Here is a 13,916-nt window from a genome sequence, read left to right as displayed (position 1 = left end):
CTTCATGACTCGCAGTCATGAAGCCCGCGAACTGCGGCCAGCGGTCTCGGCTCGTCGTCCGGCTCAGGACCAGGCGCGGACGATCTGGCGGATCGCCACGGTGAAGCCGACGCCCGTCGCCGCGAGGTACTGCCCGTAGAGCCGGCGTAACCACGGACTGAGGAAGGTGGCCGCGCCGTACACGCCGACGGCGATCGCACCCAACCGGGCGCCGCGCTCCACCGCGACCCAGCCGGCGAAGGGAACCAGCTCGAGCCGTAGTTCGCCGGCGGTGCGGGCGTACACCTTGACCGGGACTCCGTTCAGAGCCTGGTGCAGAATGCCTCGAGAACCCTCGCTGGCCAGGTGGCCCGCCGCGGTCCGCCACATCCGCGGCGTCGTCCAGGGTGCAGGGAAAGTGCGACCGTGCCGGGCCGCGACAGCAGTGACCAGGACTCCGGTCAGGGAGCCGGCGATCAGCGCGCCGGAGAACTTCGGGATCCGGGCTGGCTCCGCAGCAGCGAAGAAGACCAGGGACATCTCCGCCATCACCGGCCAACTGATCGCTTCGGCGAAACCCCAGCCGCCGGCCAGCAACAGCCCCCAGCGGCTGTCCACCAGTGCGTGCACGCCACGCCAGGTCCGGGAGGTCTTCGCCGCGGCCGGGCCCTGCCCCAGCAGGGCCGTCACGCGGGTGCGCAGTTGCTCCGGGGTGGGCTCGTGCAGCGGCGGTGCGATCCGCAGCTCCATCCGGCCCGGTCGGAAACGGCCCCGTTTGGGTAGCACGTCGCCGGTGCCGAGCAACGCGACCGGGATGACGTCGACCTCCAGGTCGCGGGCCAATCGTGAAGCGCCGGAGGCGAATTCGCTGACAGTTCCGTCAGTGCTGCGGGTGCCCTCGGGGTAGAGCACCACCGTCCGGCCATCGTCGATGGCACCCCGGGCAGCCTGCAAGAGCCCGGCGTACGCGCCGCGTTCGTGGCGACGTACGGGCAGCGCTCCGGCCAGCCCGGACACCAACAGGCGGCGCCACCACACGTCGAACCAGTAGTCGGCCGCCGCGGCGAAGACCGGTTTGCCCGAGGGCGGTAGACCGGCCATCAACACGGCGGTGTCGGCGTGCGATGAGTGGTTGGCGACCAGCAACCGTCCTCGTCCGTCCGGGCTGGGCGGCAGGTCGCCGGTCACCGACAAGCCGCCGGCCAGCGCGCACACCCCTGCCACAGCCCGCGGCGCAACAGACTCGGCAGATGCGGACGATCACTGGCCCTTGGGAACCTCACGCCAGCACCGCCGCGAGCGGGAGCACCAACAGCAGGGAGTCGATGCGGTCCAGGAGGCCGCCGAAGCCGGGCAGCCAGTCGCCGGCGTCCTTCACCCCGGCCTGTCGTTTGAACATCGACTCCAGCAGGTCGCCCAGCACACCACCGAAGGCGACCGCGATGACCAGGCCGACCGAGATGGTGCCCAGGAGGGTCAGCACGATCACGGCGCCGAGCACCGCGCCGACCAGGCCGCCGACGGTTTTGTTCGGGCTCAGCGGCGACAAGGGCCGCGCACCCCAGGCGAACCGTTTGAAGCCCTTGCCGCCGCACCACGCCGCCACGTCCGTGGCAGCGGCGGCGAAACAGACCAGGAAGGCGTTCTCCCACAGGATCACCAGGTGCGCCAGTGACCAGGCGATCCAGACGGTGCCGAACCCGGTGAAGGCGGTCCGTCGCACCCCGTCGGTCAGGTCGCCCTCGAAGATCGACGGCAGCGCGCACAACAGCACGACCAAAGGCACCAGTGCGAGGTAGGACGGTCGCAGCCACGCCAGCAACGGGTAGGCGACGGCGCACCCGAGCAGGATCAGCCGTTCGGGGCGCGGCAACACGATCATTCGGGCGTACTCGGCGCTGGCGATCACCGCCAGCACGATCGCCAGCGCCGCCGTCGTGCCCTTGCCGAGCCAGATGGGGATGCCGACGACCGGCAGGATCAGCACCCAGGTGAGCCACTTCTGCCGCAGTTCCTGCTTGCCCGAGGCCAGTACCGCGGCCCCGGCGATGGCCAGGATCGCGACGGTGACGATCAGGAAGAACACGCCACGACCGCCGAGATGGACCGAGAAAGGGCCCGCGTCGACGTCGATCCGCAGCGAGCTTCGGTCCAGGTGCAGCAACTCGACGTACCGGTCGGTCAGTGCGCTGGGCAGATTCATCCGGCGACCGCCAGCTCACGGTGGGTCGCGGTCAGCCGGGCGATCGCCGTACCCAACGAGCCCACCACGATCAGCCCCGCCCAGAAGGTGAGGGCGCCGGGGAAGGCGGTGGCGAGTACGGCGACCAGGCACCTCTCCGTCTTGCCGAACGGTCCGCCGTTGCGGCGGGCGGCACCGGCTCCGGCGGCGGCGAGGGACGCGAACGTCGGCAGGCTTGCGGCCAGGGCAGCCACCAGCACGTAACCGACCTGGGCACTGGACCACCCGTCGTACGTGCGAGCAGCCAGCGCGGTCAGTCCGGCGAACATCAGCAGGTCGCTGACCCGGTCGCCGATCTCGTTGAGCACGAAACCCCACGGCCGGCTGACGCCGCGGGCCCGGGCGACGGCACCGTCCAGGTTGGCTCCGGCCAGGCGCACCGCGAGCGCGATCAGCGCGACCCACCACCAGCCGCGCCAGATGACCACGGCGGCGATGGCGGCACCGAGCACTCCGATCGCGGTGAAGACGTCGGGGGAGATGCCGCGGCGCACGGCCGCGTCGGTGATGCCCCTCAGGCGGCGTGCGTACCACGGCTTGAGCGCATAGAGACCTTGCACGGGACCCCTTCCCTGTGACGTTCGTTCATCCAAGCACGATTGAGGGGTCGGATCGTTTGCACTCACAGGCCGAGAGTGCCAATAATGGCGTTAGCACTCTCGTCCTGAGAGTGACAAAAGTGGCCGTCCGGCGAGAGCCGCGCCCGGTGAATGACGTGAGTTCATCGGCCCGGTTCGTCCGTCGCGGGCGTCGTGCGGCCAGCCCGTAACGCGACGTGTGGGAGGACTACCGCACATGGCTAAGTTGATTGCTTTCGATGAAGAGGCGCGCCGCGGCCTCGAGCGGGGTATGAACACCCTCGCCGACGCCGTCAAGGTGACGCTGGGCCCGAAGGGCCGCAACGTGGTGCTCGAGAAGAAGTGGGGCGCCCCCACGATCACCAACGATGGTGTGTCCATCGCCAAGGAGATCGAGCTCGACGAGCCGTACGAGAAGATCGGCGCCGAGCTGGTCAAGGAAGTTGCCAAGAAGACTGACGACGTCGCCGGTGACGGTACGACGACCGCCACCGTCCTGGCCCAGGCCATGGTCCGCGAGGGGCTGCGCAACGTGGCCGCCGGGGCGAACCCGATGGCGCTGAAGCGCGGTATCGAAAGCGCGGTTGCTGGTGTCAGCTCGGCGCTGCTGGACCACGCCAAGGAGATCGAGACCAAGGAGCAGATCGCTGCGACCGCGTCCATCTCCGCTGCTGACCCGCAGATCGGTGAGCTGATCGCCGAGGCCATGGACAAGGTCGGCAAGGAAGGTGTCATCACCGTCGAGGAGAGCAACACCTTCGGCCTGGAGCTGGAGCTCACCGAGGGTATGCGCTTCGACAAGGGCTACATCTCCGGTTACTTCGTCACCGACACCGAGCGTATGGAGACGGTCCTGGAGGACCCCTACATCCTCATCGTCAACTCCAAGATCAGCACCGTGAAGGACCTGCTGCCGCTGCTGGAGAAGGTCATGCAGTCCGGCAAGCCGCTGGTCATCATCGCCGAGGACGTCGACGGCGAGGCCCTGTCCACGCTGGTCGTCAACAAGATCCGCGGCACGTTCAAGTCGGTCGCCGTCAAGGCGCCGGGCTTCGGTGACCGTCGCAAGGCCATGCTGCAGGACATCGCGATCCTGACCGGTGGCCAGGTCATCTCCGAAGAGGTCGGCCTCAAGCTGGAGACCGCCGAGCTGGAGCTGCTGGGCCGCGCGCGCAAGGTCGTCGTCACCAAGGACGAGACCACTGTCGTCGAGGGTGCCGGTGACGCTTCGCAGATCGCCGGCCGGGTCAACCAGATCCGCGCCGAGATCGAGAACAGCGACTCCGACTACGACCGCGAGAAGCTGCAGGAGCGCCTGGCCAAGCTGGCCGGTGGTGTCGCCGTCATCAAGGCGGGTGCCGCGACCGAGGTCGAGCTGAAGGAGCGCAAGCACCGCATCGAGGACGCCGTCCGCAACGCGAAGGCTGCCGTCGAAGAGGGCATCGTCGCCGGTGGTGGCGTGGCTCTGCTGCAGGCGACGGACGTCGCGTTCGCCGACCTGAAGCTGGAAGGTGACGAGGCGACCGGTGCCAACATCGTGCGCGTCGCTGCTGAGGCTCCGCTGAAGCAGATCGCCCTGAACGCCGGTCTCGAGCCGGGTGTCGTGGTGGAGAAGGTCCGCAACCTGCCCGCCGGTGAAGGCCTGAACGCCGCGACCGGTGAGTACGTCAACATGGTCGAGTCCGGCATCATCGACCCGGCCAAGGTGACCCGCTCCGCACTGCAGAACGCCGCGTCGATCGCCGCGCTGTTCCTGACCACCGAGGCTGTCATCGCTGACAAGCCCGAGAAGGCGGCTGCTCCGGCGGGCGACCCGACCGGTGGCATGGGGGACATGGGTTTCTAGGTCCGTACGACCGAGGGTGAAGCGAAGGTTGTCGACGAGGCGCTAGCCGAGTCGACGGCCGGAGTCGGAACCCGACGGAGTAGGACAACGGGCTCAGTCCGGGCCCGCGCGATCCCACCTGCACGAAGCGAAGGCCGCTCTCCCACGGGAGGGCGGCCTTCGCCGTACGTGGACGGGACTTAGCGCATGGTGATCTGGGCGAGTCGGACCATGTTGCCGGAGGGGTCGCGGAAGCCGCAGTCGATGCCGTACGGGCGCTCCTCCGGCTTCTCGTAGAACTCGACGCCCTTGGCGGACAGGGTGTCGTAATCGCGGCGCACATCGTCGGTGACCAGGAAGACGGCGCCGATCAACCCGGAGGACATGGCCTTCTCGACCAGGTCGTGCTGCTCCTCGGTGAACACGGGCGCGCCGGGGATCGGCATGAGCACGATCTCGATGTCCGGCTGGTCCTTGGGGCCGACGGTGAGCCAACGGAATCCGGGCATCTCGGGGAAGGTCCAGTCTGAGCGTAGTTCGAAGCCGATCTTGTCGGTCCAGAAGTCCAGGGCGATCTCCTGGTCGTGGACCCAGACATTGATGGTGGAGATGGTGATGCTCACGCGGGTGCCTCCTATAGCGGGTTCGGTGCGACCGACGCTACGAGGTGGGGGTGGCCGGGTCTTCTCGAAACGTGCGCAGTTGGGGCCGCGTTTCACGGCGTACGACGCAGCCGGGGATCGCGAACGCCGGGTGCGCAGCGAACTGCGTGCGGTACTGCGTCGGTGTCTGCCCGTACATCCGTTTGAAACTGGTGGTGAAGCTGCCGACAGAGGTCAGGCCCACCTCGACGCAGACCCGGGCGACGTCGTGGTCGGTGTGGCGCAGCAGTGTTGCGGCCCGTTCGAGGCGACGGGTGAGCAGGTACCCGTGCGGGCTGACCCCGAACGTTTCGCGGAAAGCGCGGGAGAAGTGCGCCTGGCTGAGCCCGGCGGCCGCGGCCATGTCCGCGACACCGATCGGCTCGTCGTACCGGTGATCGGCGAGGTCGCGAGCCCGGAGGAGGTGTCGCTCGAGGGGCAGACTCATGACGCCAGTGTGCACCTTGTACCGCCACTACACTGACAAGCTAGAGCTCCTCTTCGACGGGGGTGCGGAGTTGGAGGCCGCGATGCTGGACGCAGTCCGGGCGGAGCCCGAAACCTCCTCGGAGACAGCGCTCTTGGCCGCCGCACTGGAAGGTATGGGTGGGTGCTTCCCAGTCGATCGGCGTACGTTCTCCCGGCGGCGCCAGCGGATCCTCGACGCGGAGCCCGCGCTCCAGGAGCGCGAGATGGCCACGGTGCTTGCGCAGGCCCTGACAGAGCGGCACGTGCCGACAGCCCCGGCGCGGCTGGTCGCGGAACTCGCGCTGGGCGTGTTCCGAGCATCGTCCGCTCAATGGATTGCCGTCGAGCCGGCGCGGGATCTGTCGGAGATCCAGCGGGAAGCGTTGGACGAGTGGCATGCGCTGCTGGGTGGGTGACGTGCGGCTCTACTTGTCGTCGTACCAATTGGGCTCGCATCCTGAGGAATTCGTGCGGATGGTCGGCGGTGAGCGCCGCGGCTGGGTGATCATGAACGCGCTGGACGGGGAGTCGGACCAGGAGCGTCGGGTCGCCGACACCGCTCGTCAGATCGAGCAATTGGCGTCCATCGGGTTGACAGCGCATGACGTCGATCTACGGTCGGGGTTCGACGCTCAGAGCTCACCTGACTTCGTCTGGGTGCGTGGCGGCAACGTGTTCGTCCTACGAATGGCAATGGCACGCAGTGGATTCGATCGGTGGGTCACCGACCGCCTTCAGCACGACGGCGTGGTGTACGCCGGGTTCTCGGCTGGCCCGTGTGTGCTAGCTCCGAGTCTGCGCGGGTTGGAAGTGTGCGATCCGGTGGACGAGGCACGGCGCGTGTACGGCGAGGTGCGGTTCGACGGGCTGAGCATCCTCGACCGGCCGGTCGTGCCTCATCTGAACTCGCCCGGTCACCCGGAGACGGAACTCCTGGGGCAGGTGGCCGGGGCGTATGAAGCTGCAGGACAGTCGTATTGGGCGTTGCGGGACGATCAGGCGCTGGTCGTAGACGGAGAAGGTGAGCGTATTGTCTGACCGGGACGACGGTGCGGGCGAGGCATGGCGAAAACTCGCCGGTGCTTACGAACGAGCGCGGGCGCGCGAAGACTCGTTGGACCGCCTCGTGGAGTGGCCGGCGCAACGCGAGTTGCTGGGCGATGTCACGGGACGATCAGTACTGGACCTCGGCTGCGGCGACGGCAGCAAGCTAGCCTCACTGGTGCGCGACGGTGCGGTCAACTGTGTCGGGGTGGACATCAGCGGCAAGTTCGCACCTGACCAACCGGCCGACCTGACCTTGATCCAGGGTGATCTATCGGATCCGGCCTCCATTCCGGAGGTAGCCGGCCGGCGCTTCGATCGTGTGTTGTTCCTCCAGTCCTTCGGCTACGCGCGCGATCCGGTGGCGACACTGCGCCAAGCGCGGGACCTGCTCACCGAGGACGGTTTCATCCTGCTGACCCGCACCCAACCGATCCGCTACGCGATCGAACGCACGGAGCAGAACGGCACCAGGTTGGGCGAAGAGTATTTCTCCGGGTCGCCGTACACCTACCGCACGGGGTGGAACGATCAGATCACGCTGACCAAGCGCACCTTCACGATGTCGGACCTGCTGAACGTCATTGCCGCTGCGGGGCTGTGGATCGAGACGGCCGTCGAGCCGCGGCTGTCGGAAGAAGCGGCGCGACGCTTTCCGCACAAACAGGCGTGGATGAACACTTACCTGGGGATCATCATGTTCAGACTGCGGCCGGTGCCCGGGCGCTGACGCCCTACGCTGGGGCAATGCCGCGGTTCGAGCGCGTCCACACCGATTACCACGGGCGGCTGGGTCTGCCGGTCGGCGTCTTCGTGGCGGTGGATCATCTGCGGCGCGCGGGTCGGTTGACCCCGGATGACGAAGCGCTGTGGCTCGCGATCGACGACTGGTTCGTTGCGCATCTGCCGGAGCCGCCGCAGTACGCCGACGGCAACAGTCTGGGCGTCATCACCTGGTTCAAAACACCCGTGCCGGCTTTGATGCAACGGCGGGTGGACGTGGCGACCCGTTTGCTGAGCAAGTACGGCGTGGCGTGGTCGGTGAGCGCGTCCGACGCTCCCGGCGAGGTTGTCTACGAGGACGAGTATCAGGTGGCCGTGGTGCCGCCGGTGCGGGGCGAGCCCTCGGCTCCGCCGGCAGGTCTCGTGCTCGGGCCGACGACCAGCGGGTCGAAACAGGCTCTGGCGTCGGAGGAGTCGGCCGTAGCGCGCCGCCACCTTGCCTACTACGCAACGGAACTCGGGGACCGCGCCACGCGCACTCTGCACGCTAACCGGAGTCGGCAGCTGGCGGGATTCATCGAGCAGTGTCGATCGGCTGGCCTCCGCTCGGTACTCGAAGTGGGCTGCGGCGGCGGCGGTGACGGGGTCGTGCTTCAAGACGCCGGATTGGATTACCGCGGAGTGGATCTCACGCCCGAGGCGATCGACATCTGTACCGATCGGGGTCTGTCGGTAATGGCCGCGAGCGCGTCCGATCTGCCGTTCGAGGAGGACTCCTTTGATGCGTTGTGGACGATGAGCACGTTGATGCATCTGGACGGCGACGGATTCGACCGCGCGGTCGCGGAGGTGGGGCGCGTCGTACGTCCCGGCGGACTCGCATCGGTGGGCTTGTGGGGCTCCGAACCGCCGGCTCGACGGATTGACGAGCACGGCCGACTCTTCGTGCAGCGCTCGGATGTGCAAGTGCGCGAAGCGTTTTCGCGGATTGGTTCGGTGGACACGTTCGAGGTCAGCCGTTGGTACGGCGATGGCGGGCACTATCAGTTCCTCGCCGTCCGCGTGGGCTGAGGCAGGCGCTTTGTCCACAGGTGTGATGGGCCGTGACGGGTTTTCCACACTGGCCTGTGCCTGCCTCGAGTCTGTCGGTGGGCGCACCTAGTCTTGGTCTTGCTGGGGGACGTTCAGCGGGCGGCGGTAGGGGGTGCGTGGTGGAATTCGATTCGGGGACAGGGGTAGTCGATGCGTGCCCGCCGCCCTCGCCGGCGGCGGTGACCGCCCTGCTGGACGAATTGCACGCGGTGCTGGATCGTTTCGTGGAGCTCGGCACGTGGCAAGGTACGCCGACCGACACCTCCCGGTTGGCGGTGGGGCGCCTGGTCTCGGCAAAGGCGCGGATCGATGCCGTCCTGGTGACGGTGGCGGCAGCGTTGCGGTCGTCGGTGACGGCCTCGGGCGGATCGGTCGCGGACGTACCCACGATGATGGCCCAGGAGTTCGGTGGCGATCGCCGCGACGCGCAAGCACTGGTCAGCTTGGGTGAGCAGTTGCGCGACGCGCCCTCGACGGGGACGGCTTTCGCCGGCGGTGGTGTGTCCCGGGAGCAGGCAACGATCATTGCGCGAGGTGTGAAGGCACTGCCGGGGTACGTCTCCGACACGGCCAGAGCGGCAGCGGAGCAGGAGTTGCTGGACGCGGCTCCGGGCATGTCGTTGATCGATCTGCGCCGCCGCGCGACCCGGATGCGGGAGGCGTTCGAGACGGTGCATGAGGCGGATGCTCATGAGAACGAGCAGTTGGTCGATCAGGAGCGAGCCGCGTGGGAGCAGACCACGTTCTGGATGCGCGAACACAAACCCGGCCTGTTCAAGGGCGGATTCACGCTGCCCGAACTGCAAGCGCAGATGCTCAAGACGATGTTGCAGGGGATCAGTGCGCCACGGCGCTTCCATCTGGAGTCAACCGCGGGAAGCTCTGCGAATGCAGACTGTTCGCAGGGCGCCGAGCACGATGTGCCGCCGCCGGAGTGGGCTCGTGGTGACGCGACCGACGGGACGGACGGTAGTGGCGGCTGGTCGCGGACGGATGCGCGAGCAGACGCCGACCTCGACGCGGCGGAGCAGGCTGAGGCGCGCGGGTTGCCGATGGACACGGCCCACCGCGAGGGCCGTGCGCTGGCTCAGCTGTGCGAGCACCTGCCCTCGGACGTCCTGCCCGGCGCGGGCGGAGTCTCCGCGGTCCTGACCGTCAATTTCGACTACGAAACGCTGGTGCACGGGGTTCGTGCAGCGACGCTATCGACCGGCGGGCGGCTGAGCGCGGGCGAAGCGCGGCGGCTTGCCTGCAACACGGGGCTGATTCCGCAAGTGTTCGACGGGGACTCGCTGCCGCTGGATCTCGGGCGCACCAAACGACTGTTCACAGCGCATCAACGACGCGCTGCCGAGAACCGGTACGGCGGATGCGCCTTCCCTGGCTGCGAAAAGCCGCCCGGCTGGATCGAGGGTCATCACTGGCGACAACCGTGGGCCGCGGGCGGTACCACGAATCTCGACGACCTAGCTCCACTGTGCGCGTCCGATCATCGTCGGATCCACCGTGACGACATTCCTATCCGAATGCGCGACGGGGTGCTCGAGTTCTACGTCACGCCGCGCGGCGGGGGCGGCAAGCAATGGCTGAGTAACACCCGTTATCGGGTCGGACCGATCGCGTCATGACCGGCGGCGTCACCTGGTGGTCGGTGTGTCGAACCAGACGAGCGTCTGCTCAACCTGCGGATGGTCGTGCGGGCGGCGCACCTCGTGGATCCCCGACCAGCCCCAGGCCCGTAGATCGGCGGCAACCCCACGGGGAGTAGAGGGCTCAGCACGATCCTCGTTGGTCTTGCCGATGATCAGTCGACCCCGGGGCTCACCACGTGATCGACCAGGTGCCGGACGAAATCCTGCCGTCGATCGGCGGGGACGTATTCCAGGCCGGTCCGCACCAGATCGAAACGCACGGGTGGCCGCCAGGTTGCAGCGTTCGCCGTCCAGATGCGTTCGGCCCACTGCGGGTACCTCGATCGCGCGAGGGCCGCCAGGGCTGGCGAGATGTCCACGCCGTACGGCTCGACCAGGTGCCCGGCAGAAGCGGCCCAGCGGTGCACCGAGGCGATGAGCAGACCGTTCGCGCAGCCGATGTCGAGGAAGGTGCCGTCCCGATCGATCGCCGCCATGACGATCGACCGGGAGGACTCCCACTCCTGCGCGGTGCCGGAATGCCCCGAGCCCATCCGCTCGTCGCCAGCAAGGTAGGCCGGTTCGACGACGGCCAGCACCCGACGATGCCACTCGTCCTGGTCGATCTCGCCGGACGAGTACGCCGCATCGATCGGCGCGAGGAGGTCGTGGCCGCGTTCCTTGGCCCGCTCGCGGGATGGGTCGGCGTCACCCGGTCGGCGCGACGAGTCAACTGGCAAGGGCGCCCATCGGATCCCAGGCCGGCAGCACCGTCGGTTCCTGGTCGAGTGCGGACTGGAGGTCGGCGGGTAGGGCGTCGCGGCGTACGGCGATCTCGAAGACGTACTCCCCGAACCAGTTGTCGTTCATGGTCATGAAGCCCTTGTCGCCCTTCTCCGAGCCCCAGCTGTTCTCGACGCGCCACCGGCGGGGCGCGCCATCCAGCAGGTCGACGCCGGTGAAGAGCATCGCGTGCGTCATCAGGGACTCGTGGTGCAGCAGCCGGTCGGCCTTGCTCAGGTCGGAGGTCACGTTGTAGACCGCGTCGTAGTCGAAGAGCTTGGCGTCCCAGATGCCGAGCGTGGCGTCGCTCATCTGCGAGGTGTCGCAGCCGAACCAGACCGGTTCACCACCCGAAATCGCGTCAACGGCAAGCTTTTTCATCAGGTCAACCTCAATATTGAGGTAGGTCACCGGACGGGCGCCGACCACGTTGCCCAGATGCGCGACCGTGAAGGTCTTGCCGTACTCGTTGCGCGGGTCGTTCACGACGCACACGTAGTCCTCGAGCGGGATGGTCACGTATTCGGCGGCGAACTCCTGCGGGGTCATCGTGCCCTTGCGGTGGAAGCCGGAGTCCTTGTCCTTCCACTGCCAGATGAAGGACTCCGGGGAGTGCCCAGGTGGATCGAGAGGAGGCGATGGATCGTGGCCAGTACGTCGGCCTTGGCCTGACCGAGCTCGTCACCGGAGGCGCCGTCCGCAGCGCGCTGGCGCAGGTCGCGGGCCGCCTGGCGCAGCACCACAGACAGGTCACGGTTCATCAGGTGCGTGTTGCTCGACGAGTTGGTCTCCGGCATAGCGGTTTTCGGTACCAAGCCGTGCTTCTCCACGAGGGCCACGAACATGTTCCACTGACCGCCGTCCTCCGCTGAGCGGTCGAGCAGCAGCGCCACCGTCCGGTCGTCCACGTCGTCGCCGGCCGTCTCGATGATCGATTCGAGCCAGAAGTTGGCCTTCTCGAACTTGTCCCAGAAGAGCAGGTAGTTCTGCGAGAACTCGAAGTCCTTGACGTCCAGCATCTTCGCAGCACCCGCCCGCAGCAGGTTGGTGCCGGCGAACAGCCAGCAACGGCCGCTCTTCTCCTGGTTGGTGGCGCTCCAGTCGTCCAGCAGGTTCGAGACGGAGTGATCGATCGATGTCACGACCCGGCGGTCGATGGCCACCTTGTCGATGGACGTGGTGGACACGGCGTTCTGCAACAACCGTGCGGTCGGGTCCGCGTCGAAGTTCTTGGTCAGCTGTTCGGTGAAGTCGGGCGTCAATTCAGCAGTCACCATTCGATGCTACGTCCGGGTGGTCACTTGTCGTCGTGGTGGTAGGTGACTGTCTTACCGTCGGGTCCCACCCAGGTGACGGTTGAGAACACGCCGTCTTTGAGGTCGCCGCTCTTCGCAGTCTCGGCCCACAGAACCACCTGACCACTCGACACAGTGACCTGGTGGACCGACGTCGCATGAGCACCGGGCGCGGGGATCGCCCTGATGTTGCTCACCGGCCCGGGTCGGACGGTCATCCACACGAAGGTCATCTCATCCCCACCGAGACCGAGGCCCAGATCGACCGTGCAACTGCCGTCGGCGCTGGCATCTGTGGACCCGCCCGTCGTGCCGTCGTTGCTGATTCTCATCACGCCACAGCTGCCCAGGGTCGGGAAGCTCCAGGCGCGCAGTGTCGACGTACCGGTGGAGGGCAGGTCAGCCGTGTCCGCCACAGCGCCGGTTGAGGCTTTCAGCTGTCCTGCCGTGGTCCACCACGAGGTGTAGCCCACATCCTTGGCCGGGTTGATCCGCTGATCGGTGACAAAGGCGATTGCGGTGGTGCCGTCCGGGAGTACGACCCCTGAGGTCGAGTAGCCGGATTTCGCGCTGGCATCAGGATCAAGCCACACGCTGGCCGAGGTGACGTCTGCCGGAACGGGACGAATGATCACCGTCTGATTGCGGTCGTTGGTTGCCGATCCACCGTCCTTGAACTGTGCGACCTCCGGGAGATCGACGGTGGTCGAACCGTCGAGACGCCGGATCCGCAGAATTCCGTGGGAGTCCCGGTACGCCTCGTACTTCGTAGTGGGTGTAGGAGTCGGGGTGTCACCCGACCCCATCGCCGTACTGGTGAAGCGCCCGTCGTGAGTCGCACCGTTGAACAGCGGACCCAGCGCGATGCGCGAGGTGTGCGCGGGCATGGGCGAGGTGGACGAGGAGTTCGGCAGCGCCGTACCCAGCGCAATCGCGACAGCGGCAGCTGCCGCGAGCGCCCCGGTGCCGGCGCCCCACAGGGCCCGGCGTCGGCGTACCTTGTGCTGACCGGCGGCGACCACGGCGTCCGGTGACACGCTCATTTCCGGCGCGTCCAGGTCGTGGAAGAGGTCTTCGAGCTGGGTGCTCATGACGCGCTGCCTTTCGTGGTCTCGGATGACGCGAGGGGGACGAGGGTCCGCAAAGTGGCCAGACCGCGGGAGGCCGAACTCTTCACGGTGCCGAGGCTCACGCCGAGGGCGTTGGCGGTCTCCTCCTCGGACAGGTCGGCGTAGTAGCGCAGGACGACGCATTGCCGTTCGCGTAACGGAAGCCCACGCAGCGCGCGCACCAGATCGGCGCGAGCATCGACGGTGCCGTGCGCGTCCCGGGTCGGGGCTTCGGCCACGTCGGCGGTGGCGATCTCCTGCCCGGTCCGCCGCCACCGGTCGGTGCGCAGGTTGAGCATCACCTTGCGGGTGTACGCCCAGGGCGCTTTCTGAGCACTGCCCCATTTGGTGTAGACGCGGGCCAATGCCTCCTGGACCAGGTCCTCCGCGACGTGCGGATCGCCGGCGAGCAGCCAGGCCGTCTTCAGCAGGTGCGGACTGCTGGCCTGGACGAATTCGACGAACCGCGCCTGCTCAGCCGCGTCCACGTCGCCCCGATGTCATGG

Annotated in this window: 14 protein-coding genes and 1 pseudogene; 6 read left to right on the top strand and 9 right to left on the bottom strand. The window is 67.5% G+C overall.

The genetic code is table 11. The features are described from left to right. Positions 1–63: 63 nt before the first annotated feature. The 3 genes from ACFQBT_RS15865 to ACFQBT_RS15855 are packed head-to-tail and all read right to left on the bottom strand — an operon-like array spanning position 64 to position 2,781. Positions 64–1,203 carry a 1-acyl-sn-glycerol-3-phosphate acyltransferase gene (locus ACFQBT_RS15865; RefSeq protein ID WP_377824138.1) on the bottom strand — a complete coding sequence of 380 codons (1,140 nt, stop codon included), beginning with the start codon at positions 1,201–1,203 and terminating at the stop codon, positions 64–66. A gap of 55 nt (positions 1,204–1,258) precedes the next feature. Continuing rightward, positions 1,259–2,182, bottom strand: a complete 924-nt coding sequence (locus tag ACFQBT_RS15860; protein ID WP_377824136.1) for a phosphatidate cytidylyltransferase — start codon at positions 2,180–2,182, stop codon at positions 1,259–1,261. After that, positions 2,179–2,781 (bottom strand): CDP-alcohol phosphatidyltransferase family protein, encoded by a 603-nt coding sequence (locus ACFQBT_RS15855; protein ID WP_377824134.1) that lies wholly within the window; start codon positions 2,779–2,781, stop codon positions 2,179–2,181. Before ACFQBT_RS15855 ends, ACFQBT_RS15860 begins: the two co-directional genes overlap by 4 nt. A 235-nt stretch (positions 2,782–3,016) precedes the next feature. On the opposite strand from ACFQBT_RS15855, the gene groL reads away from it, so the two are divergent. Next, positions 3,017–4,645 carry a chaperonin GroEL gene (gene groL, locus ACFQBT_RS15850; protein WP_377824132.1) on the top strand — a complete coding sequence of 543 codons (1,629 nt, stop codon included), beginning with the start codon at positions 3,017–3,019 and terminating at the stop codon, positions 4,643–4,645. Positions 4,646–4,824: 179 nt separating this feature from the next. On the opposite strand, the gene ACFQBT_RS15845 is transcribed toward groL, so the two are convergent. Together ACFQBT_RS15845 and ACFQBT_RS15840 are read right to left on the bottom strand one after the other, a co-directional pair. After that, positions 4,825–5,247: a VOC family protein gene (locus ACFQBT_RS15845; protein ID WP_377824130.1), complete on the bottom strand. Its 423-nt coding sequence runs from the start codon at positions 5,245–5,247 to the stop codon at positions 4,825–4,827. 37 nt (positions 5,248–5,284) lie between these two features. Beyond that, positions 5,285–5,713: a helix-turn-helix domain-containing protein gene (locus ACFQBT_RS15840; protein ID WP_377824128.1), complete on the bottom strand. Its 429-nt coding sequence runs from the start codon at positions 5,711–5,713 to the stop codon at positions 5,285–5,287. Positions 5,714–5,729: 16 nt separating this feature from the next. Between ACFQBT_RS15840 and ACFQBT_RS15835 the strand changes: the two genes are divergently transcribed. The 5 genes from ACFQBT_RS15835 (at position 5,730) to ACFQBT_RS15815 (ending at position 10,220) form a co-directional block, all read left to right on the top strand. Further along, on the top strand, positions 5,730–6,149 hold the full coding sequence (locus tag ACFQBT_RS15835) for a hypothetical protein (RefSeq protein ID WP_377824126.1): 420 nt from the start codon (positions 5,730–5,732) through the stop codon (positions 6,147–6,149). A gap of 1 nt (position 6,150) precedes the next feature. After that, on the top strand, positions 6,151–6,771 hold the full coding sequence (locus tag ACFQBT_RS15830; protein WP_377824124.1) for a Type 1 glutamine amidotransferase-like domain-containing protein: 621 nt from the start codon (positions 6,151–6,153) through the stop codon (positions 6,769–6,771). Continuing rightward, a complete protein-coding gene (locus tag ACFQBT_RS15825; RefSeq protein ID WP_377824122.1) occupies positions 6,764–7,507 on the top strand; it encodes a class I SAM-dependent methyltransferase in 744 nt (247 codons plus the stop codon). Before ACFQBT_RS15830 ends, ACFQBT_RS15825 begins: the two co-directional genes overlap by 8 nt. A gap of 17 nt (positions 7,508–7,524) precedes the next feature. Next, the gene (locus tag ACFQBT_RS15820) at positions 7,525–8,571 is read left to right on the top strand and encodes a class I SAM-dependent methyltransferase (protein WP_377824121.1); all 1,047 of its coding nucleotides are present in this window, start codon (positions 7,525–7,527) and stop codon (positions 8,569–8,571) included. Positions 8,572–8,771: 200 nt separating this feature from the next. Further along, positions 8,772–10,220 carry an HNH endonuclease signature motif containing protein gene (locus ACFQBT_RS15815; RefSeq protein ID WP_377824119.1) on the top strand — a complete coding sequence of 483 codons (1,449 nt, stop codon included), beginning with the start codon at positions 8,772–8,774 and terminating at the stop codon, positions 10,218–10,220. A gap of 176 nt (positions 10,221–10,396) precedes the next feature. On the opposite strand, the gene ACFQBT_RS15810 is transcribed toward ACFQBT_RS15815, so the two are convergent. From ACFQBT_RS15810 to ACFQBT_RS15795, 4 genes and pseudogenes are all read right to left on the bottom strand, one after another. Then, positions 10,397–10,963 (bottom strand): class I SAM-dependent methyltransferase, encoded by a 567-nt coding sequence (locus ACFQBT_RS15810; RefSeq protein ID WP_377824117.1) that lies wholly within the window; start codon positions 10,961–10,963, stop codon positions 10,397–10,399. Beyond that, positions 10,953–12,283 (bottom strand): annotated as a pseudogene (locus tag ACFQBT_RS15805) (C1 family peptidase). The gene ACFQBT_RS15810 and the pseudogene ACFQBT_RS15805 overlap by 11 nt, the downstream one beginning before the upstream one ends. A 20-nt stretch (positions 12,284–12,303) precedes the next feature. Beyond that, complete coding sequence (locus ACFQBT_RS15800) at positions 12,304–13,392, bottom strand: hypothetical protein (RefSeq protein WP_377824116.1); 1,089 nt, start codon at positions 13,390–13,392, stop codon at positions 12,304–12,306. After that, positions 13,389–13,898, bottom strand: a complete 510-nt coding sequence (locus tag ACFQBT_RS15795) for a SigE family RNA polymerase sigma factor (RefSeq protein ID WP_377824114.1) — start codon at positions 13,896–13,898, stop codon at positions 13,389–13,391. The genes ACFQBT_RS15800 and ACFQBT_RS15795 overlap by 4 nt, the downstream gene beginning before the upstream one ends. Positions 13,899–13,916 lie beyond the last annotated feature (18 nt).

Source organism: Branchiibius cervicis (assembly GCF_042661605.1).
In the GTDB taxonomy this organism is placed as follows: Bacteria; Actinomycetota; Actinomycetes; order Actinomycetales; family Dermatophilaceae; genus Branchiibius; species Branchiibius cervicis.
Note: the sequence above shows the minus strand (reverse complement) of the source record. Positions and strands in the feature narration are given on the sequence as shown.